The organism is Halegenticoccus soli (assembly GCF_002844195.1).
Classification (GTDB): Archaea; Halobacteriota; Halobacteria; order Halobacteriales; family Haloferacaceae; genus Halegenticoccus; species Halegenticoccus soli.
Window position 1 is genome coordinate 20,591 of the sequence record NZ_PEND01000013.1, and the last position, 19,454, is coordinate 40,044.

Genomic DNA, 19,454 nt, shown 5'->3' on the forward strand with positions numbered 1-19,454 from the left:
CGCTTTTATTGGCGGTGCGAGCCTTTCGTGGAAGGAATTACAGAGGTTCGAGGAGAGCCCACGACTTCAGTCGTGGGAGGAAGTCAGGTTCCGTGGAGCCGTTCGACTCGGTCGCTCACCCAATCGAGGACGGCAAACAATGCGTCGAGGTGATGTGGGTCCAGCGACGACGGTTCGGCCTCGCCGGCGTCCGGCGGTGGGTGAAAATGGGTCCGCGGGGCGGCCGTTTTCGGATGCCGGTCCCATCGGCACTGGTACGGACTGGTCTCCCCGTCTCGTTCTTCGAGATAGTGAAACGAGTAGTCGCCGGTGACGAACCACCGGACGTCGATGCGGACGGCTGTGACGTCGGCCGGGTACGCGTTCGCGACGAGGTGGATCTGAAGGTGGCGGGGCGAAACACTCGACGGGTCGAACGCCCACTCGTCGACGAGGGGGTGAGTTGCAGCGCGCTGGGCGAGCGTCTGGAGCGTCGGCACGTCGAGGCGGCCCTCCGGAATCGGGTCAGCACTACGTGAGTCTTCGTCGTCGGGCATGCTGGCTCGCTCGTCACGCCGACGCCGACTTGCCGGTTCGACTGTCGGTATCCCCCTCGGCGCGGTGAGCCGCTTGTTGGAGGACTTCGAGGTCTTCGCGCACGCTCCGCCACCGCGTCAGCGCATCCCACTGTCCGTGGATCTCCTCGTGGTCGACGCCCTCGAACGCCGCCGGCGAGATCGCGTTGGGATCGGGCGCGTCGAACCGTTCCTGAAACGACCGGTCTTCCTCCAGAAGCGCGTCGACCTCCTCGCGCAGCTCGGCAGCGGAGTGCTCGCGCGCGAGCGCTTCGATTCGCTTCCAGCGTAGATACGATTCGTTGCGGCGGTACTCCGCAGGGCGGTCACCGCGGCGCTCGGCGATTCCCATCTCGACGAGCTGCGAGAGGGCCGCGCGCGCGCCGTCAGCCGAACAGTCCGCGCGCTCGCCGATTTCGTTCGCGGTCGCGTAGCTCGTGGTCCCGGTGATGACGTCGTAGACGCGCTGGAAGGTGGTTCGCTCCTCCCGCCAGCGTGCACGAGCCTCGCCGGCGTGCCCCCCATTAGACGTCTCATCGCTCATACGCGACCGTTCGTGACGGAAGAGGATATATCTTTCCCGTAGACGAAAAATATCGTCCGCCTCGGACAGCTCCTCGCCCGAGTGCTCACCGGAGGGACACCGGTTCCGACTCTGAGGTGAGAGTCGTTCAGACGCGTTCCCACGCCGAGTGATTTCGGGAATCGGCGCAGTCGCTTCCCATCCTAATTTAACGAGACAGTATTACGGTAAGTGACTCAGTGCTGAACAGCAGTTATACGTCTTCTCGTGGCACTCACACGTGATGTCCGGACGCAGACTCTTCCGCCGAGAGGCGCTGAGAGGTATCGCAGCAAGCGGACTCACCGCCATAGGCGTCAGCTCTTCGTCCGTCGCGGCACAGACGGACAGTCGCTCGAAGCCGGTGATCGTCGACGACTTCGAAGACGGCGACCTGAACGAATACCAGTTTGACAGGGGGCGCTCTGGCGCCGAAATCGCCTCTCGACCAGTATTCCGTGGATCGAACGCACTCGCGATCCGCGGCACAGACGCGGAACTCACCTCCACTTCAGGTTTGAAGCCGTACCCGAAGGCGGGAGACACGTTCGCCTGCTGGATCCGTGCGTCGGGTGGCGCAGACACCCTCCAGTTCTCGTACGGGGTGCAGAGCCCCGGGGATCGGTACTACGTGAAACTCAACTACCCGAACCAGGCGGTTCAGCTCTACCGGATCCAGAACGCGGGATCGCCGACACGGTTCGGTGCAGCCAACCAGGGGTTCACACTCGCACAGGATCGGTGGTATGGGATCGTGATCACGTGGCACCGCGACGGTCGACAGATCGTGCGGCTCTTCGACGCTCAGGGGAACAAACTCACACAGTTCGCTGGGCGCGACAACACGTGGAAACGGGGCGGAATCGGGTACGACGCCTATCTCGCGTCCGGCGGCTCGGCGTATTTCGACTATGTGACGATTATCACCCCGCCGGATGACGGAAACGGCACCGGCGGGATGCTGAGAAAAGACACTGGTCATCGGAACAGCGGGAACGGCAACGGATAGGGCGACCATAACGGCCACACTGGCGATCCCGACAACGGAAACGGCACTGATCGCGGTGGACGATGGCGGTCCCGTCTTCAGTTTCAATCTCGTCCGCCCGCGTTACTGAGCAAGTGCGCAACCGGAGAAGTCGAGGAGGCGGTCAAAGCGCTGGTCACCCTTCGATGGGTGCCGTCGCGTCAGCTCGTTCGTATTTCGTTTCGAACTCCTGGATGAGCTGCCCCATCTTGGCGTACCAGTCGTTGAGCATCCGCTGCATGTTCTTGGAGATCTTCGAGGGATCGGTCGGCGAGTAGACGTGGTAGTAGCCGCCCTGCTCGTAATTGACCTGCTCTTTCTGGATGAACCCGGCCTGAAGCAGGCGCTGAACGGCGCGATAGGCGGTCGAACGCTCGCGATCGACCGCCTCCGCAAGTTCGTCGACGGTGAGTGGTTCCGCGGCGTCGACGAGCTCCTGGAAGCACTCTTTGTCGAGTTGCTTGAGCCCGTGGAAACACTCGAGGAGTCCCTCGCACTCCATGTCCTGCTGAAGTTGTTCGGCCATCGAATTCGGCATTCGTATCGCGTTCAGCTAGGTACCAGGCCGGTAAAAGACTTGTGCATAAGCTGCACAATTCTGCGCTATCTCAGTCAGCGATCGCTATCAAGGACGCTCCTTTCCGTGGAACCGCCGACGAATTGCGCCGCTCCCTCACACAGGTTCTGGTCGGGTGATCTGCGGGGTCCGCAACGCATCGACGCCGCGTCTCCCTGAACATCCGCGTTGACTTCGCTGACGATATCTTCAAACGCAATATCGGTCACCTCCGTCTCGATGTAGATCGTCAGACGTCAGCCCCTCTCCCACCGCTGATCTCAGTCGTCGCCCGAAAGGCTCGATGTTCGGAGTTCCGTGCTCCCGCTGGCACCGAATTCAGGATGGGTTTCCCGCATCCACACGACCGCAATACCGCCTGAGAGAAACATCGCGGCGGCGACGACGTAGAACGCGGCCTCCGTGGCGACGAGATCGGCCGTCGCGCCGATGAGTATCGCGCCGAAGCCGTAGCCGGCGTCGCGCCACATCCGGTAGACGCCGAGCCCGGTCGCACGCCAGGAGGGGTGTGCGGCGTCGCCGACGACCGTGATCAGGTTCGGGTAGAGCAGTGCCATCCCAACGCCCGTCACGCCGGCGGTCACGAGCCAAGGCCAGTAGCCGTCGACCAACACCGTCGCGAGCACGCCCGCTCCGGCGACGAACATCCCGGCGACGACGGGCGGTCGGCGTCCGACGTCGTCCGCAAGCTTCCCGGTATAGAGCTGGAGGACGCCCCAGACACCCCCGTAGACGCCGACGACGACGCCGACCTCGGCGACCGACAACCCGGCGGTCGTCAGATAGAGCGGGTACGCAATCCAGACGAGGGCGTCGACGAACTTCTCGACGCTCCCCGCCTGTGACGCCGCGAACAGCGTCCTGTCGCCCCACGTCGCACGCTTCAGTATCGCCCGGAACGGCAGGTCGGCGTCTGCGTCGTCGGACTCGTTCTCGGCCTCGGCCCGTGCATAGGGGAGCGTTTCCTCGATAAGGAGAACCGAAACGACGAGTGCGACCACGATGACGCCCGCGAGGACGTAGAAGGGTGCGGGGCGGAGCCCGTACCGTGCCGCGAGGACGCCCGTTATCCAGGCACCGACGGCGACGCCCCCGTAGCCGAAGGCTTCGTCGAGTCCGACGGCGAAGCCGCGCGCGTCGCTCCCGGTGAGATCGATCTTCGCGTTCACGCTCATACTCCACGCGAGTCCCTGGTTGACGCCGAGCAGGACGTTTCCAACCGAAATCCACCACCAGTTCGTCGCGTAGATGAGAATGACGGGAATCGGCAGCGCGACGAGCCACCCGGCGACGAGGATCGGTTTGCGTCCGTACGCTTCGGACCACTTTCCACCGTAGAGGTTGAGCAGGGCCTTGACGAAGCCGAAGCTCACCACGAACGAACCGATAACGAGCACCGACTCGACGCCGAGAACGTCCCGTCCGAGCACGGGGACGACGTTTCGCTCGGCGCCGATAGTCAACCCGACCGCGAAGACGGTGAGCAGCTGGAGCGCGAACTGCGGCCAATTCCGTCGAATACCTTGACTGTATGACATGGGGCGGCCGGTCCCGGGCGCTAGTTGGCCGCGCAGTTGTTCGGGCCGAGTTCGAGCGCTTCGACGTCGTCGCCGGGCTGTTCTCTGCCCCAGTTGATCTGCTTTATCTCGTTGTAGTTCGCGGGTTCGTCGGCGAGACTCTCGACGATGGTTTCGACGAACGCCTCCTCGTCGCCGTCTTCGACGTAGCTGAGGAGCTCATTGGTCGTCTCCGCGCGGAGTTCGCCGAGTTCGGTCGCCAGCGGCCGAATCTCTTCGTCGCTGAAGTGACCGGGGAGGACGACCGTTCCGTCGTCGAGGTCGGTCAGTCCGCCGAGGCTGTCGAACAGGTGACCCGCGGCCTCGCGGACGGCGTCCTCGGAGCTGTCCTCCAGATCGGGACGACCGACGCTCCGGAGGAACAGCGTATCTCCGGAGAGGAGGGCGTCGCCGTACTCGAAGGAGACGCTGCCGGGCGTGTGGCCGGGCGTGTGACGCACGTCGAGAGCGCGGTCGCCGACCTCGATGGCGTCGCCGTCTTCGATCTCGGTCACGCGGTCGAGCTCGCCGGCGTCCTCGCCGTGGAGGTAGTAGGGGACGTCGAGTTCGCCCGCGAGGCGCCGGGCGCCGGAGACGTGGTCGGCGTGCGCGTGCGTGTCCGCGACGCCGACGATCCGGAGGTCGCGCTCGTCGGCCGCCGCCAGGTACTCGTCGATGTACTGCGTCGGATCGACGACGACGGCTTCGCCGCCGTCGTGGACGAGGTAAGAGACGCAGCCCGTGCCGGGGCGGACGATCTGGACGACGCCGTCGACCGCGTCGATGTCGTACTGGCGGTGGACGCGCCCCCAGCCGTTCATCCCATCGTCGATGGATTCCGCGTCGTAGCCGTGCTCGCGGAGGAACTCGGCCGCACGCGCCGACGTGACGCCGGCGACGCAGACGACGGCGATCTTCTCGTCCTCGGGGAGTTCGTCGAGGCGATCTTCGAGCGTGGAGAAGTCGTACTCTAGGAGTTCGTCGTAGATTGGGAGGTTCGTGCTCCCTGGGATCCGCCACTCCTCGTAGTCCTCCTCCCGACGGACGTCGAGGAGGAAGACGTCCTCGGCGTCGTCGTTCTGGACTCGCTGTGCGACCTGCGACGGTGCGAGTTTAGTATTGCTCATCACGTACACAACTATACAATTCCAATGCCTTAAACTCGTTGGCTTCGGCCGGGGAACGCTCAAACTGATCGTTCAAATGTGCCCGATATGCCGGTTGAAGGCCCAGAAACACCGATTTCAGAAAATACCAGCGTGACACTCTAAACCGACGGCGCGTGGCGACGACCGCCAACTACCTCGCGGTCGTTCCACAACCGAAAACACGTGGGCGTCGCACGTTCGATGCCGCCGAGGACGGCTCCCTCGACGGACTCGCTCGCGTTGAGCGCCGGGCGGGCGGCTGGTCGTCGCAGGCCGGGCGGCTACCGGGACCGGTGAGAGCGGTCCTCCCGTCGCTGAGCGCCACACCGCCGAAGAGGCCGTCGATGCGCTGTGAAACCACGGGTTCACGGACGTCTTCGAAGCGACACGATCGGAGACGTATCTCGTCATCGTCGTGAATACGTGACATCGCGTCGTGCTCGCACGGCCGTAGGGGTTGTTAGGTACGGATTCTATGGATTGATGGGGGCGGTTCACGACGTGGTGAGTCGACACAACGTCCCTGTACGGTTTCCCCGGAGGCGACAGACGGCCGCGAGGACGACCGCACCGCTGACGAGGATCGCCGCGCCGAAGATGAGCACGATACTCGCCGTGTTGAGCGCGTCGATTCCGTACGCGGTCCCGAAGTTCTTTGCGGCGACTGCCAGACTTCCCGCGAGCAGCATCGCCGCGAAGTAGCCTTTGATCTCGTCTTCGTCGACGAGTTTCGTCGCGCCTGCTCCGATACGCGCCCCGAATGCGCTTCCGATGAGTAGTGAGGCGACGACAGGGAGGGCGACTGCGTCAGCCTGCGCGTAGGCGAACGTGCCGTACGCGCCAGAGATCGTGATCTGGAGGATATCGGTTCCCACAGCAACTGCCGCCGGGACGCCGAGTCCGTACATCATCGCGGGCATCAGCAAGAATCCTCCACCGACACCGAGGAAGCCAGATAGCACACCGACTACGAACCCGATCGTGAAGACGATCACCCCAGAGACACGAATCTCCCCCTTCAATGTGACCATTGGCGGGAGTTCGATCGACTGCACTCTCTCGGAAAGATCGAAACTTGCGGATTCGTCGTTTGCAGAGCGGGCATCACGCAGGGTGAGAAGACCGACGGTAGCCAATAGACCGACGTACGCGATGCTGACGATCTGGTCTGCCATTCCAGTCGCTTCAAGGAAGAGGACGGCATGTTTGCCACCTTCAATTCCAATGGTCATGGCCACCGTCATGATGGCTGCTAGCTTGTAGTCAATTTGGCCGTGATTACGGTGTCTGAGCGCCCCGACGATGCTAGTTCCGAACACAAATGCGAGGCCACTTCCCACGGCCACTTTCGCCGGGTACCCCATGACCAACAGCGCAGGTGTGATCAGGAACGATCCACCCATACCAAAGAACCCGAAGAGAGTTCCGATCAGGAGACCGAATCCGACGAACACGCCGACCATCGTCATGCTCACTCCAAGCAAATCCATAATTACTCTCCTTCAAGTGCTTCAAGCACGGTTGAGCTGGCGATGTGTGTGAGGATACCGTATCCAATGTACAGAGTGATAGCCTCGCCGAGGACGAGTCCAACCGTCGATACAGCCTCTACAGATCCACTTGTTAATCCAATTTCGAACATTTCAGTTCACCGTTAGCGTTCGGCTCTCTTTCGTGGAGTACATACTATTCTGCACAATACTGGTTTGGGAGCACAGGGTGAAAACAGTTTTGGGAACATCGGACAATACTATATCCGGGTAACGAACCGATATCCATCCGTATGCAATGAATAAGTTATGAACGTCTCCTGGGTACGTGTCTAGATAGAATATACGCCTCACGAAGTATATCTACCAGTGCCCTGTGCCGTTCAGCATCCTAAAGGGCCAGAGATCGCCCAGTACGTTACCAGAAGGGACAGATCAGTATTTACAGGCGGTCGAGGCGCATGCCACGGGGCTTGACCCCCGAGGCGGTTCACGATACCGATACAGCATTGTCGCTCTGAATAATCTCGACGGTAATGAGGAGAGTACTCAGTCTCCGGCCCTACTCGAGCAGAAGAGCGACAAAAAGTCAGTTGTCCGTTGCCGCCGCGTCAGCAGAGGTCGATGTCCGGGCGGTCCGCCAGTATCCCTGGGCGTACGCACCGAGGAACATTCCTGCGATAGCCCATAGGATCGGATAGTTGCCGATTCCGACGCTCGCGTACGCGGCCCCCGGACAGATACCGGAGACTCCCCAGCCGCCGCCGAAGATCGTCCCGCCAATGATGACGTTGCGGTCAAACCCCTTCAGCCGTCGGCGGTAGGCGTCACCAGTCAGTGGCGCCCGCTTAAGGGATCGCGTTGCGACAGCGAACGTAATTCCGGTGACGAGGGCCGCACCACCCATGACAAACAGGAGACCAAAGTCCTCGAATTGGAGGAAATCCAGTACGACTTCGGGGCGAGCCATCCCGCTGATCGCGAGCCCGAACCCGAAGATCAGTCCCCCGACATAGATGACTGACAGGAACCAGGGACCGCGTTCCTCGGTGTTCATGGCGTCACCCCGAGTGCCTGCACGAACTGAGCGGTTCCGATAGCCACGGCAAGGAACGTCACGACGTTCACGAGCGATGTGCGCGAGAGTGAACCAGTGCCGCAGACACCGTGGCCTGAGGTACATCCCTTGCCGAGGCGGGTGCCGACCCCGACGAGAAAGCCGCCGCCGAGCAGCCGCCACCACTGAACCTCAGTTGTCCAGGTGCCCGGACCCAATACGAGCCCGTACAGGGCTGCGCCGCTGACAATGCCAGCAGTGAACACCAGTCGCCAGCCGCGTGACTGGATGTATTTGAAGCGGTTGAACCGTGGAACGTCCGAGACGTACGACAGCGTCGATTCGAGGAACGTGCTCGCTCCAGCGATGATACCCGTTGCGAGGTAGATGAACGCGACCCCGCCGCCGACGAGCAGCCCGCCAAGGAGATACGGCAGAATTCCCCGCGGGAAGAACTCACTGAGTGCGACCAGTTGCACGAGTGAATCCATTTTAATTCGTCAGCGCCCCCTCACTGGCTGCACAGTTGTTCGGACCAAGTTCGAGTTCGAACGCTTCCTCGTCGTCGGACGATTGCTGTCCAAGGTTCGTCGCGATGATCTCCTCGTAATTGGCGGGACGCGGCGGCATGTTCGAGACGACGAACTCGATGAACTCCCTTTTGTCCATCGAGAGTGCATCCATCGTCTCCTTTAGCTCGCCAAGCTCGGCTGTGTACGTTCCGTCGTCGTTGGGCGTCGCAGAGTCGCTGAAGTGTCCTGGTGCGATGATCGTATCGTCGGGCCGCGTCAGAATTTCCTCGGTGAGGCTCTCATAGAGCGTCTCTGCCGCGTTCTTCGCAGCCTCCGGATCCTCGAGGTCCGGCCGGGCGACACTCTCGGTGAAAAGCCCATCACCCGTGAACAGGACGTTCCCGACCATGTACGCGGTCATCCCTGTCGTGTGTCCGGGTGTGTGAATGACCTCTAACTCGACCTCGCCGACGGAGAGGGTATCGCCGTCAGAGACAGTCTCGTAGGGATGGTCGTATGTCACACCACGGTTGGCGGCGGGCTCGGGCAGAACCATCGTCGCGTCAGTCTTCTCGGCGATGGTACGAAGACCGGAAATGTGATCGGCATGGATATGGGTATCGAGCGCATACTCGAGTTCAGTCCCTATCGCGCGCACGTCCTGGACGTACTCATCTGTGAACGCACGGAGCGGGTCGATGACGGCGGCTTCGTCGCCGGAAGCGATGAGATATGCCAGACAGCCGCTGGATGGCCGCTGGTACTGGGCGATCGTAGCGTCGACGTTGACATCGAGTTCCGTGTACTCGTAGATGCGCGCCCAACCGTTCATTCCATGTTCGAGATGGTTAACGTCGTAACCTTCGTCCTCAAGCTGTTCGGCGACCATCTCGCTCGAGCCTCCCTTTGCACAAAGTACTGTGATTTTCTGTTCGTCAGGGAGATCTGCAAGCAGATCCTCTGGAATCCCCTCCAGCAGCTGGAAGTAAGGGTAGTTCACGATCTCAACGTTGTCACCGTTGATGTGCCACTCGTCGAAGTTCTCCTCTGAGCGGGTGTCGAGGATGAATACCTCCGCACCGCTGTCGATCTGCTCTTTGAGCGTTTCGGAAGTAATCGATTTAACCTCTCCTCCCATGTTCGAGAGGGTATCCTTGGTCATCGTCACTCATGGCTAACCGTGCGTTCCAAATAAGACTTTGCATAGTAGTTCTACTATAGTACAAGATTAGGTTCGGTATTCTCCCTCCCTAAGGCCGTCTATGGCCGTAAGGAACAGACTAGGGGAGACAGATGTGTTCGAATATCGAACTTCTACCGATACGCTTTTACACCTCGATCTGATATTGGGTAATGAAGTCAATACCATGACTCAGTACGAAGTGACCGAAACGCTCGACGTGACGGGACAGAACTGCCCGATGCCGGTCGTCAAAACCAAACAGAACCTCGACCAGCTTGCCGAAGGAGATGTTCTCGAAGTCCTCGCGACGGATCCCGGAAGTATGAGCGACATCGCCGGCTGGGCGAAGACCACCGACGGCGTCGAACTCGTCGATCAGGTGGAAGACGACGACGTGTACAAGCACTACGTCCGCAAGACGGAGTAACACCGATGGACGAGATCGGAATCATCGTTTCTGACGACAGCCCGAAAAGCCTCGCAATGGCTATGAACCTCGGCCACACCGCGCTCGCGTCCGACATCGAGGTCATCACCTACTTCACCTTCGACGGACTGACCCACCTGATGGAGGGTGAGAAGGACCTCTCAGAGATCGAACCTCTCCTCGACGCAGGGATGCCGAATCCGTACGACCTGCTCGAAGCGTTCGTCGCCGACGGCGGCGACCGCGTTTCGACGGTCGCCTGCACCACCACGCTCGATATGCTCGAGTGGGACCGGGATGCGATGGACGAGTCGGTCACGACCAAGTTTGCAGGCGCGGCGACGTTCCTCGAAGAAGTAGACGACGCCGATCAGGTGTTCAGCTTTTAAGCCTGAGTTCGGACACGCCGCAGCAGACGACTGATGCGACGGCTAACACAGATACGGCCGCCCTCAAGGTCCGCATCGAGGAACTTGAGTCGGACCTTGCCAACCTCCGCGCCGAGAGCGATGACGCACAACCGAAGATATCGATCATCGAGACGAAGGGGATCCTCGATATGGCGTATCCTCCGCTCATCCTCGCGAGTACCGCTGCTGCCTTCGGCTGGGAGGTCACCGTCTTCCACCCCTTCTGGGGGCTCGATATCCTCCACAAAGAACGCTCGGAGAACCTTCTGCTGAGTTCGGTCGGTAATCCCAACATGCCGGTGCCGAACGCGATCGGCGCACTCCCCGGAATGGACAGCGTAACGACGACGATGATGCAACGGCGGATCGAGGACGACGATACGGCCACTATCGAGGAACTCATCGAGACCTCGCTCGACACGGGCGTCGAGTTCCGAGCGTGCCGGATGACTATCGATTTAATGGGATACGGCCGAAGCCGACATCCAACTCCTCATCCGACTGATCCTCCGACTCCCCCATCGGACGACGAGACCGAGCAGGACCCTGGGCAGAGGCCTCACCGTACGTCTGCCGGCCCTGCTCGACACTAGCGTTCGCAGTACACCCGGACCGTGATCTCTTCCGGTCGTCAACTGTGGGTGAGAGCGCGGCGGTTTCGGTTCGTTGCTACGGTTGACGGCTTGTGATCGAACTGGAGGCGGCGCTAGTCGCGACGCCTGAGTGACTCCCGTCGAGTTTCGTATTCATCGTCGGTCAGCTCACCGCGGGCGTATGCGAGCCGGAGCTCCTCCAGCGCACGGTCTTCATCTCCGGTTGACCGGGTCGCTGCGCGGTAGATGAGGTAGCCTGCCCCGACGACGACTGTGAGGAACAGGAGTTGCGCGATGCTTCCGACGAGGAGCATCCACGTGGGGGCGGTGTTCCCGTCTCCCCACATCCCACCCCACATTCCACCGCCCATCATTGAGCCGAAGCCCATCGCGCCGAATCCCATGAAGAACACGGGAAGGATGACGAGCGCGCCGAGCGCGATGAGCACGATCGTCACGAGCTGTTGATCTCTTGTATCTGTTGACATCGTAGTCACCAGCAGTGTAGGGTTCCCACACTACAGTTACCTAGTGATAGGCCGCGGCAGTTTAATGCACTTCCTGTTGCTTTGTCGCCGCGTATCTACCATCGAAACCTTCGATTCAAAAGTGCTCCCTCTGTCCAGTAACTGTCGGGGGAACATACGGTTCGACTTGACCCGTTGGGGAACGGACAGCGAGAATCCGTTGTCTGACCCCTACAGGTAAAACACTGGGTTGCCGTACGATCTCCCGTCTCTCTCGAAGCTACCGATACTCACACAACAGTAATGACTCTGGAACGCGTTGTGCACAATATGGCGTACACCACGCAAGAACGAGTCACAGGAAAGTTCGATGATGTTGTCGCGCGGACGATATCGGCTCTAGAAGACGAGGGGTTCGGGGTTCTCTGTGATATCGACGTCCAAGCGACCTTCGCCAAAAAACTCGACAAGGAATTCCGTCAGTACCGGATTCTCGGCGCGTGCAATCCCCAACTCGCCTATCAGGGGCTCGAAGACGAGATCGAGCTCGGTGCACTCCTGCCGTGTAACGTCATCGTGTACGAGGAGGACGATGGGACGGTCGTGGTTAGCGCGGTTGATCCGGGCCGACTTGTCGGTATCACAGACAACCCCGACCTTGACTCGATTGCCGAGGATGTCTCCGAGCGATTCGAGCGCGCACTCGAGTCGCTGTGAGTGACCAGCTGTCACCCTCACGCCGCCGATTTCTCCAGATGCTGAGCGGAGCGGGCGTGAGCGCACTCGCAGGATGTTCGACAAGCGACAACTCACCGTCAACCGGGAACGCTCCGACTCTACCACCGCGTCCAGGCCCTTCTGAGCCGGCAGATGTGACCGCCGCACTACGTGCAGCACCGGGGCGGATCCAGCCGAGTGCAGACACGTCCGCTACGACCTGGCTCTACGACGGGGAGTTCCCAGGTCCGGAACTCCGAGTGAGAGAAGGCGACGTGTTCGAAGTCGAGTTGACTAACGAACTCTCGGAGGGGATGACGATCCACTGGCACGGCATCCCTGTGTCCAATGGGATGGACGGCGTTCCAAACGTGACTCAACAGCCAGTCACGTCTGGGAATTCATTTAGCTACAAATTCCGGGCAGAGCCCGCCGGCACGTACTTCTATCACAGCCACGTCGGCCTCCAGCTTGACCGTGGACTCCTCGCGCCGCTCGTCATCGAGGAACCTGACCCACACGTCGCATACGACCGTGAGTATACTGTCGTCATTGACGATTATCTCAAGCGGTCGCCACAGCCGCTCTCGGAGTCTGGTTCCGAGGGCGGTCCATCAGGTAGTCAGGTGCCGCAAAGCGACGGCGGTCCCGGTGGGATGGGTGGTGGAGGTCCTGGTGGAATGGGCGGAGGTATGGGTGGCGGCCCCGGTGGAATGGGTGGTGTGATGGCTGCCAGACGGCCGCCGTACGCCGGGCTTCTTCTCAATGGTCGTTTGCCGACCGATCCGCGAACGTTCACGGTCCGGGAGGGAGAACGCGTCCGTTTTCGGTTCATCAACGCGAGCAGTGCGACACTCTTTCGGGTGCAGGCGGCTGGACATCCGCTCCGGATCACGCACGCTGATGGCCGTCCAGTCACCCCGGTTACCGTCGACTCGTTCGCTTTCGGATCCGGAGAACGCTACGATGCGATTGTCGCGGCCGATAATCCTGGCGCGTGGGAAATCCGAGCCGCGGCCGTCGATGGAGACGAACCCCCTGCGAAAGCAATTCTCACATACGGCGGAAGTGAGCCACCCCAGTCACCGACACCACCATCAGCGGACGGAAACCAGCTGTCGTACAGCGACCTCCAAGCGATCTCACCGCTCGACGGCGTGGATGGCAGTCCAGATCGAACGTTTGACCTGACGCTCTCGGCCGGCCAGCGATCCAACGAGTGGGCGATCGACGGCCGAGCATATCCTGATGCGGATCCGTTTCGTGTCCAGAAAGGAGAGCACGTCCGAATCAGAATGGTGAATCACAGTCCTGTGATCCATCCGATGCACCTGCACGGACACTTCTTCCAAGTGCAGGACGCCGTCAAGGACACCGTCGTTGTCCCCGGACACATGGGCGAAGTGACCTTCGACTTCGTCGCCGACAACCCTGGGAGCTGGCTGTTCCACTGTCATAATCTCTATCACCTTGAGGCAGGAATGGCTCGCGTCATCCGGTATGTCGAGTAGCGCGACTGAGTGATGACATCAGGAGCCCACCCACGGCTGACGGGAGAAGAACTCCGATCGGAGCGAACGTGCCGGCGGCCAGGGGGATGGCGGAGACGTTGTACCCCGCAGCCCAGACGATGTTCTCCTGCAAACTCGTCGACGATTTCCACGGCTGGGTCACCGGAAGCAGGATAGTGAACACTAGACCGTCGGGAGCAAACGACCGCTCTCTCTTTGATTACAGAGTGGTCGTGAATACGGCGACGGCGGAGAGACGGGCGCGCTGACGCCCTCAACCGCAAGAGAAGAACCTGTCTTATTAAACGATGGTACCGTTTCCAGACACAGAAATTCCTCTTAGCAGATTTAGGAACCGTGGGGAGTAGGGGACACGTCATGGCGAACACTCACTGGGGTCGACGTCGAATTCTCAAACTCGCTGGTCCAGCGTTCTTTCTCGGCCTTGCAGGCTGTAGTTCACAACGGGACGACGCAGCGCCACAGTCAACGCCGGCCACCTCTCGCTCACCGCCGGCAAATGAATCGTCCGAAACGACTCCAACGCCAACTGAGACGGCACAAACCACTGAAACTGAACAACCGACTGAGACTCCGGGGTACGTCGAATACCACTGGCACGGACAGCTGTTTTTCGAAATAGACGGAAAGCTGCTTGATTTCACCCAGCCACGGTACTTCCTCGAAACACTCGAGGCCGAGCACCCAGAAACGGTCTACTTTCACTTCCACGAATCTGCGCACGGACCGAACGAGTGGAGCAATGAGAAGAAAGTCGTCACCTTTGAGCAGGGGCTCAATTTGCTTCCCGGGATCGCATATCGGCAAGGCGCGAACGGGAATCACGTCGTAACGCACGAGGGAACGACCTATCGGGAGACCGACGCCGGCACGACTATCTCGATCGCCGAGGGAACACGGGAGATCGATCCGGCCCAACACGACATACAGCACGGCGATGAGCTCTGGGTTCGTACCGAAACCTCACACTCGAAGTCAGCCACGTCTGAGACATCAGGCTTGCTCCTCGTCGATGTCAATAACCACCGTATTGACTTCTCTCATCGAAAGTACCAGAATATAGAATCCGATCGCTTCCGGTTTGAAGCCAGCTCAGCACCGTACTATCGCTGGAGAAGCACCGAGTCAGTCACTCTCGAAGAGGTGTTCTCTATCTTGCCTGATGTCCGCTACGAACGAGGGCGTGGTGGACACAGTCTTACCTATTCTGGAGACGATGCACATAGTGGCACCTATCGACAGGCGGATGCCGGGACAACGATCACTTTCCGGCAGCGGATGACGGACATTGATCCGGCCTCGTATCAGTTAAAAAACGGAGATATTATCTGGGTGTACGTTCACACAGACACGGCACCTGATAACGAACACTAACAGCAACTCTGGCGGCGTCTTCGTTAGTGCTCCGCTGGGGACTAGCGACTGTTGGTTGGATACCTCCTATTGAATGGGAGCGGTGGGCATCCCAAGCGAGACGATATCTACTCGAACGGATCTAGCGACGAGCCGTTTTCGGAATGAGTCGATGAATCGCTCCTGTGGGTTCCTGGCCACGGCCTCTCGGCGCTGTTGACGAGTCGCCGAGTATGATACCGTCGGAGCGGTTGCTTCACCGTCGACACCCGTCCGCGGAATCGCTGAAAGCGCCAAGTCCTGTACCGCTACCGTTTCCAACTGGCGTTTGTGCGAGAGGGACGCGAAGGAACGTTACCCCCTCACGCGGGCGTTATGACGTGCCCGCCGATCTCTCCCCTGCCCAAAGGAGGTAGACGAGGATACCAATGAGGAGAAGTTGTGCTACTTTGTCAATACCTCCATACGTTTGCAGATGTGGCATGCCAGCCTTCCACCAGAGGACGAACTGTGTAGCTACGTATGGAATGCCAACGGCGTAGAGCAGGCGACGGTTGACACCCAGGAAGAACAGTACAGTTGCCCCGATGAATCCAAGTCCTGCGAGGAGCATCTGTACCTCACTATGCTGGAGGTAGAGGTAGATGTGCACAGCCGCACTTACCAGGCTCAGTCCGATTACGGCAATATGCACGCTTTCGAGGTCCGAGAGGTGGTCTCGTCGTTTCCCGACCCAGTACGCCGGTGCCGTGGGAAGTGCTGCCACCGCTATTAATCCGATAATACCCGTCGCCCAGGTTAGCGGGTTCTCGGTGTGATGGCCACCACCGCTCGCTCCGTCATGGCGATCGTCGTTACTCTCGCCGGGGTGGTGCCCGTCATCTCCATTCGAATGCGTGACTCCGGGAGTCTCAGTGCGGCTGTGATGCCCATCGTCGGTATGGTGGTCACCACTCGCATCTGTCCCGTCGCGGCTGTCAGTCCCAGCAGCGTGATGATCGCCACCGTCACTGTGCCCGGTCGTGGTTTTGGATGCCGGCGTTGCCGTTCCGTTGCTGTGGTCTTCGTCGGCGAGGGCGGCACCGCTGGCAATAACTAGCAGTACCGTCAGGAGAACGACTAGTTTCGGAAGGTGTCGTCTGAGCGTGCGAAGCCTCATGTGCGGCTTGTGGTTCAATCATCGAAAGTAATACTATACGGTGCCTAAGCGGCGTTTGGAGACGTTTCGTTCTCTTTCGAGTAATCGATCCCACGAAGTGGATACGCTCTACCTCCTTTTTCGAACGACTATTTCATCTTCGCTCGTTCCGATACGTGTGTGGAGATAGCCTTCGGTCAGTTTCAACGTATTCGCCTCACAGTGAGATACCAGTCCGCCAAGGTAAATAAGAGGGGTGTGGTTTTGCAGACTCTGTAAAGAGGCCGTTCTACTAATAAGTCGCCACTACCAACACCCACTATCGTCGACTAAGAGCAACCGCGAATTCAACGTATCATGACCGCCTACACCCTCGCGTTCAAGCCCGCAATTGGTCTGTACGGCCAGCATGACCCTAGTGCCGCCCTCTTTGAGGCTGGGACGCCCGTCTTCGGCATCGAAGAAGAGCGCCTCTCCAGAAGCAAACATGCCGTCAATACGTTTCCAGAGCAAGCGATCGAGGCGTGTCTAGACCACCGTGATCTCGTGCTTTCCGACGTTGAACGGATACTTCTCCCGTACGATCCGCGGCTCCAGCGGAAGATTCTTCCTCACTACATCCGTGACGCGATGAGCCCGCCAGGAATCGTGGGAAAACTCTCTGCGTTGGAACAAACAGCGGTAACCCAAGCACAAGCACAGTTCAGGCCGGTTCATGAAATCACGTCACGATTGGCCGACATCGGGACGCCAGTTCCCCCTATCGAAACGAGGAGTCACCACGCGTGCCACGCCGCCAGTGCGTTCCACCCGTCTGGATTCGACCGGGCGCTTATCCTGACCATCGATGCAAAAGGAGAGTACGATTCGACTGTCGTGTGGTACGGCGATGAGACGGGCTTGAGACGACTACGAACGTATGAGCATCCGAACAGCCTTGGGCTGTTCTTCGCGATCGTGACCGAGTACCTCGGCTATCGGATGTTCAACGGAGAGGGAAAGGTAATGGGACTCGCACCCTACGGAAACGAAAATCCGGACATTGAACGCACGTTTCGACGCCTCGTCTCCACCGGCGTCGATTACGACGTAACCGACCTCACTAAACGGTGGGGAACCGACCACGGGATAGCCCAACTTGAGCGAGCCTTTGGACGGCCTCGAAACGAATCGCCGGGGGACTTTGACCAGTGGGAAAAGAACTTCGCATACGTTGCACAGAAACTCCTCGAGGAGACAGTCCTCGATATCGTTGAGACGTACTCTTCTCGATTAGGTGTCCAGAAAGTTGGACTCGCTGGCGGAGTCGCGCTCAATTGCAAACTGAATAAACGCATCCGGGAGTCTCCTCGCGTAGACGATGTCTTCATTCAACCTGTCGCTCACGACGCTGGACTGGCCCTGGGTGCGGGGTGGCTCGACCAATCACCCTCCGAGGTGCCGAAAATGACGACTGTCTACCTCGGGCCGGAATTCTCCGACGAAGATATCCGTGAGATGCTAGAAACGAACAAGATTCCGTACGGCAAACCAGCCAATCTGGAGCGGTACGTGGCTGAACGGTTGGCTAACGGGGCGCTCGTTGGCTGGTTCCAAGGGCGGTTAGAGATGGGGCCACGTGCACTCGGGAACCGGAGCATCCTTGCTGATCCCCGGACCGTCGAATCACGAGACAGCGTCAATCGGTTTGTCAAACACCGGGAAGAGTGGCGACCGTTCGCTCCGTCACTGCTTGAAGAAGCAGCACCAGACTACCTCGAAAACGCCGCCCCATCGCCGTTCATGATAGACGCGTTCCGCGCGAGGGACGAACGGAAGAACGACATCGCAGCGGTGCTCCATCCGGCAGACGGTACGACTCGCCCGCAGACAGTAACTGCTGAGCAAAACCCCCGCTACTACCGCCTCATCTCCAAATTTGAATCGATTACCGGCGTACCGGTGCTCCTCAATACCTCGTTCAACGACCACGCGGAACCCATCGTAACGACGCCGGTAGAAGCGCTCAAAGACTTCTACGGAATGGGGCTCGATACGCTGGTTCTAGAGGATTTCGTCATAGAGAAAGCGCCAACGGAGGAGTCGGCCGGCGACATCACGGACCGGGGCTCTGCGATACTCAACCGGACTACCGAGTAAGGGCGGGCGTTAGACTCTGCTATCCGTACGTGGTATCTCAGTTCGAGCGTAATCTCTGTGTGGTATACGTTCTGGCTTACGAGACACGAACTTCCTCACACTCTCTTTTGTAACCCAAAGAAGGAGGTGGCGATCTTTTACTCTCTCTATCGTCGTGTGACGACAGGATCCCCGGTAGCGCCGCATTTTCCGATTTTCAGCCGGTAGTGACGGTTACTCCTCTTAGCGACAATCGGCATAAAGTTGGCAGTCGATAGGTAATATGCGATGGCGCTCCAACAGATTTCCCACCTGACCGACGAGATGGCCGACTGCATCGACAACTGCTTCGAAGCAGCACAAGCGTGCGAATGGTGTGCCGATGAGTGTATCGGCCAGGGCGAAGAGATGGCTGAATGCGTTCGTCTCTGTCGCGATGTCGCCGACCTGACGACGGAGCACGCTCGGTTCATGGCCCGGAACTCGAACTACAGCGCGGCGCTTGCGGAGGCTTGCGCCGAGGCCTGCGAGGAGTGCGCCGACGAGTGCGAACAGCACGACGACGAGCACTGTCAGGTCTGTGCGGACGTGCTCCGCGACTGCGCGGAGAGCTGCCGCACGATGATGCAGAAAGCCTGAACGTCCCGTAAGTTATCGTCACCTTCTTTTAAGGTGCCCCGAGATCACTCCCAATCCACCCCGGTGAGGCTTCTCAAAAGATCCGTATTCCGATTTCATTCGGAGATGAGTGACCCGAGTCAAGACGACTTAGGACGAGCGTCTCTTCGGTAGTAGTCGGGCCTATCCGCCGTACGAGGAGCACCGTGACATCTCCCGCTTTGCGAAGAGCGGGAGAAGACTCGTTCCGGACGCGGATTTTCCGCCAACTCATCTGTGAGTACACTGTCACCGCCCAAACTGCGCGGTGTCTCGTTTACAACGAGTGTGGATAACGCGCTGTTTCATGATTTTCAAACGATAATAAGTCGCTACGTGGCTATCGGGACAGGGGTCGTCAGTTGTTTAAATACGG

General features: G+C 59.6%; 21 protein-coding genes and 1 pseudogene. 10 read left to right on the top strand and 12 right to left on the bottom strand.

What is annotated here, in order from left to right; translation table 11 throughout:
* Positions 1-83: 83 nt before the first annotated feature.
* The gene (locus tag CNO20_RS22180) at positions 84-536 is read right to left on the bottom strand and encodes a toxin-antitoxin system TumE family protein (protein WP_101298389.1); all 453 of its coding nucleotides are present in this window, start codon (positions 534-536) and stop codon (positions 84-86) included.
* Between the two features lie 13 nt (positions 537-549).
* Positions 550-1,098 carry a DUF7342 family protein gene (locus tag CNO20_RS22185; protein ID WP_101298390.1) on the bottom strand — a complete coding sequence of 183 codons (549 nt, stop codon included), beginning with the start codon at positions 1,096-1,098 and terminating at the stop codon, positions 550-552.
* A gap of 262 nt (positions 1,099-1,360) precedes the next feature.
* Between CNO20_RS22185 and CNO20_RS22190 the strand changes: the two genes are divergently transcribed.
* Positions 1,361-2,125, top strand: coding sequence for a hypothetical protein (locus CNO20_RS22190; protein ID WP_101298391.1), 765 nt, complete (start codon positions 1,361-1,363; stop codon positions 2,123-2,125).
* Between the two features lie 154 nt (positions 2,126-2,279).
* Here CNO20_RS22190 and CNO20_RS22195 read toward each other — a convergent pair whose 3' ends face one another.
* From CNO20_RS22195 to CNO20_RS22230, 8 genes are all read right to left on the bottom strand, one after another.
* Entirely contained in the window at positions 2,280-2,681 is a 402-nt protein-coding gene (locus tag CNO20_RS22195) for a helix-turn-helix domain-containing protein (RefSeq protein ID WP_101298392.1), read from the bottom strand.
* A 299-nt stretch (positions 2,682-2,980) separates the two neighbouring features.
* Positions 2,981-4,258, bottom strand: coding sequence for an MFS transporter (locus CNO20_RS22200; protein WP_101298393.1), 1,278 nt, complete (start codon positions 4,256-4,258; stop codon positions 2,981-2,983).
* A gap of 20 nt (positions 4,259-4,278) precedes the next feature.
* Positions 4,279-5,403: an MBL fold metallo-hydrolase gene (locus CNO20_RS22205; RefSeq protein WP_101298412.1), complete on the bottom strand. Its 1,125-nt coding sequence runs from the start codon at positions 5,401-5,403 to the stop codon at positions 4,279-4,281.
* A gap of 515 nt (positions 5,404-5,918) precedes the next feature.
* Complete coding sequence (locus CNO20_RS22215; RefSeq protein WP_101298394.1) at positions 5,919-6,914, bottom strand: sulfite exporter TauE/SafE family protein; 996 nt, start codon at positions 6,912-6,914, stop codon at positions 5,919-5,921.
* Positions 6,915-6,916: 2 nt separating this feature from the next.
* The gene (locus CNO20_RS24565) at positions 6,917-7,066 is read right to left on the bottom strand and encodes a DUF7512 family protein (RefSeq protein ID WP_449405053.1); all 150 of its coding nucleotides are present in this window, start codon (positions 7,064-7,066) and stop codon (positions 6,917-6,919) included.
* 437 nt (positions 7,067-7,503) lie between these two features.
* Positions 7,504-7,971 carry a DUF6691 family protein gene (locus CNO20_RS22220; protein WP_101298395.1) on the bottom strand — a complete coding sequence of 156 codons (468 nt, stop codon included), beginning with the start codon at positions 7,969-7,971 and terminating at the stop codon, positions 7,504-7,506.
* On the bottom strand, positions 7,968-8,462 hold the full coding sequence (locus CNO20_RS22225; RefSeq protein ID WP_101298396.1) for a YeeE/YedE family protein: 495 nt from the start codon (positions 8,460-8,462) through the stop codon (positions 7,968-7,970). The genes CNO20_RS22220 and CNO20_RS22225 overlap by 4 nt, the downstream gene beginning before the upstream one ends.
* Before the next feature lies 1 nt (position 8,463).
* Positions 8,464-9,645, bottom strand: coding sequence for an MBL fold metallo-hydrolase (locus tag CNO20_RS22230; protein WP_101298397.1), 1,182 nt, complete (start codon positions 9,643-9,645; stop codon positions 8,464-8,466).
* 205 nt (positions 9,646-9,850) lie between these two features.
* Between CNO20_RS22230 and CNO20_RS22235 the strand changes: the two genes are divergently transcribed.
* The 3 genes and pseudogenes from CNO20_RS22235 to CNO20_RS22245 form a co-directional block, all read left to right on the top strand.
* On the top strand, positions 9,851-10,093 hold the full coding sequence (locus tag CNO20_RS22235) for a sulfurtransferase TusA family protein (protein WP_101298398.1): 243 nt from the start codon (positions 9,851-9,853) through the stop codon (positions 10,091-10,093).
* Positions 10,094-10,098: 5 nt separating this feature from the next.
* Positions 10,099-10,482, top strand: coding sequence for a DsrE family protein (locus CNO20_RS22240; RefSeq protein WP_101298399.1), 384 nt, complete (start codon positions 10,099-10,101; stop codon positions 10,480-10,482).
* A gap of 2 nt (positions 10,483-10,484) precedes the next feature.
* Positions 10,485-10,973 (top strand): annotated as a pseudogene (locus tag CNO20_RS22245) (DsrE/DsrF/DrsH-like family protein); the annotation flags it as partial.
* A 236-nt stretch (positions 10,974-11,209) separates the two neighbouring features.
* Here CNO20_RS22245 and CNO20_RS22250 read toward each other — a convergent pair.
* The gene (locus tag CNO20_RS22250; RefSeq protein WP_101298400.1) at positions 11,210-11,584 is read right to left on the bottom strand and encodes an SHOCT domain-containing protein; all 375 of its coding nucleotides are present in this window, start codon (positions 11,582-11,584) and stop codon (positions 11,210-11,212) included.
* A 309-nt stretch (positions 11,585-11,893) separates the two neighbouring features.
* Here CNO20_RS22250 and CNO20_RS22255 point away from each other — a divergent pair, with 309 nt between their 5' ends.
* From CNO20_RS22255 to CNO20_RS22820, 4 genes are all read left to right on the top strand, one after another.
* Complete coding sequence (locus CNO20_RS22255; protein ID WP_101298414.1) at positions 11,894-12,280, top strand: DUF302 domain-containing protein; 387 nt, start codon at positions 11,894-11,896, stop codon at positions 12,278-12,280.
* 38 nt (positions 12,281-12,318) lie between these two features.
* Complete coding sequence (locus CNO20_RS22260; protein ID WP_101298401.1) at positions 12,319-13,791, top strand: multicopper oxidase family protein; 1,473 nt, start codon at positions 12,319-12,321, stop codon at positions 13,789-13,791.
* Positions 13,792-13,877: 86 nt separating this feature from the next.
* Complete coding sequence (locus CNO20_RS23605; RefSeq protein ID WP_199174974.1) at positions 13,878-14,060, top strand: hypothetical protein; 183 nt, start codon at positions 13,878-13,880, stop codon at positions 14,058-14,060.
* A 109-nt stretch (positions 14,061-14,169) separates the two neighbouring features.
* On the top strand, positions 14,170-15,186 hold the full coding sequence (locus tag CNO20_RS22820; protein ID WP_143423333.1) for a hypothetical protein: 1,017 nt from the start codon (positions 14,170-14,172) through the stop codon (positions 15,184-15,186).
* A 352-nt stretch (positions 15,187-15,538) separates the two neighbouring features.
* Here the strand turns inward: CNO20_RS22820 and CNO20_RS22825 are convergent, their stop codons facing one another.
* Complete coding sequence (locus CNO20_RS22825; RefSeq protein WP_143423334.1) at positions 15,539-16,324, bottom strand: hypothetical protein; 786 nt, start codon at positions 16,322-16,324, stop codon at positions 15,539-15,541.
* Positions 16,325-16,660: 336 nt separating this feature from the next.
* Here CNO20_RS22825 and CNO20_RS22280 point away from each other — a divergent pair, with 336 nt between their 5' ends.
* Both CNO20_RS22280 and CNO20_RS22285 read left to right on the top strand, forming a co-directional pair.
* Positions 16,661-18,442 carry a carbamoyltransferase family protein gene (locus CNO20_RS22280; RefSeq protein ID WP_101298404.1) on the top strand — a complete coding sequence of 594 codons (1,782 nt, stop codon included), beginning with the start codon at positions 16,661-16,663 and terminating at the stop codon, positions 18,440-18,442.
* 267 nt (positions 18,443-18,709) lie between these two features.
* Positions 18,710-19,060, top strand: coding sequence for a four-helix bundle copper-binding protein (locus CNO20_RS22285; RefSeq protein ID WP_101298405.1), 351 nt, complete (start codon positions 18,710-18,712; stop codon positions 19,058-19,060).
* Positions 19,061-19,454 lie beyond the last annotated feature (394 nt).

Bases quoted from the DNA above. Each gene is read 5' to 3' on its own strand.
- CNO20_RS22180 (WP_101298389.1), bottom strand. From the start codon at position 536: ATGCCCGACGACGAAGACTCACGTAGTGCTGACCCGATTCCGGAGGGC.
- CNO20_RS22185 (WP_101298390.1), bottom strand. From the start codon at position 1,098: ATGAGCGATGAGACGTCTAATGGGGGGCACGCCGGCGAGGCTCGTGCA.
- CNO20_RS22190 (WP_101298391.1), top strand. From the start codon at position 1,361: ATGTCCGGACGCAGACTCTTCCGCCGAGAGGCGCTGAGAGGTATCGCA.
- CNO20_RS22195 (WP_101298392.1), bottom strand. From the start codon at position 2,681: ATGCCGAATTCGATGGCCGAACAACTTCAGCAGGACATGGAGTGCGAG.
- CNO20_RS22200 (WP_101298393.1), bottom strand. From the start codon at position 4,258: ATGTCATACAGTCAAGGTATTCGACGGAATTGGCCGCAGTTCGCGCTC.
- CNO20_RS22205 (WP_101298412.1), bottom strand. From the start codon at position 5,403: ATGAGCAATACTAAACTCGCACCGTCGCAGGTCGCACAGCGAGTCCAG.
- CNO20_RS22215 (WP_101298394.1), bottom strand. From the start codon at position 6,914: ATGGATTTGCTTGGAGTGAGCATGACGATGGTCGGCGTGTTCGTCGGA.
- CNO20_RS24565 (WP_449405053.1), bottom strand. From the start codon at position 7,066: ATGTTCGAAATTGGATTAACAAGTGGATCTGTAGAGGCTGTATCGACG.
- CNO20_RS22220 (WP_101298395.1), bottom strand. From the start codon at position 7,971: ATGAACACCGAGGAACGCGGTCCCTGGTTCCTGTCAGTCATCTATGTC.
- CNO20_RS22225 (WP_101298396.1), bottom strand. From the start codon at position 8,462: ATGGATTCACTCGTGCAACTGGTCGCACTCAGTGAGTTCTTCCCGCGG.
- CNO20_RS22230 (WP_101298397.1), bottom strand. From the start codon at position 9,645: ATGACCAAGGATACCCTCTCGAACATGGGAGGAGAGGTTAAATCGATT.
- CNO20_RS22235 (WP_101298398.1), top strand. From the start codon at position 9,851: ATGACTCAGTACGAAGTGACCGAAACGCTCGACGTGACGGGACAGAAC.
- CNO20_RS22240 (WP_101298399.1), top strand. From the start codon at position 10,099: ATGGACGAGATCGGAATCATCGTTTCTGACGACAGCCCGAAAAGCCTC.
- CNO20_RS22250 (WP_101298400.1), bottom strand. From the start codon at position 11,584: ATGTCAACAGATACAAGAGATCAACAGCTCGTGACGATCGTGCTCATC.
- CNO20_RS22255 (WP_101298414.1), top strand. From the start codon at position 11,894: ATGGCGTACACCACGCAAGAACGAGTCACAGGAAAGTTCGATGATGTT.
- CNO20_RS22260 (WP_101298401.1), top strand. From the start codon at position 12,319: ATGCTGAGCGGAGCGGGCGTGAGCGCACTCGCAGGATGTTCGACAAGC.
- CNO20_RS23605 (WP_199174974.1), top strand. From the start codon at position 13,878: ATGGCGGAGACGTTGTACCCCGCAGCCCAGACGATGTTCTCCTGCAAA.
- CNO20_RS22820 (WP_143423333.1), top strand. From the start codon at position 14,170: ATGGCGAACACTCACTGGGGTCGACGTCGAATTCTCAAACTCGCTGGT.
- CNO20_RS22825 (WP_143423334.1), bottom strand. From the start codon at position 16,324: ATGAGGCTTCGCACGCTCAGACGACACCTTCCGAAACTAGTCGTTCTC.
- CNO20_RS22280 (WP_101298404.1), top strand. From the start codon at position 16,661: ATGACCGCCTACACCCTCGCGTTCAAGCCCGCAATTGGTCTGTACGGC.
- CNO20_RS22285 (WP_101298405.1), top strand. From the start codon at position 18,710: ATGGCGCTCCAACAGATTTCCCACCTGACCGACGAGATGGCCGACTGC.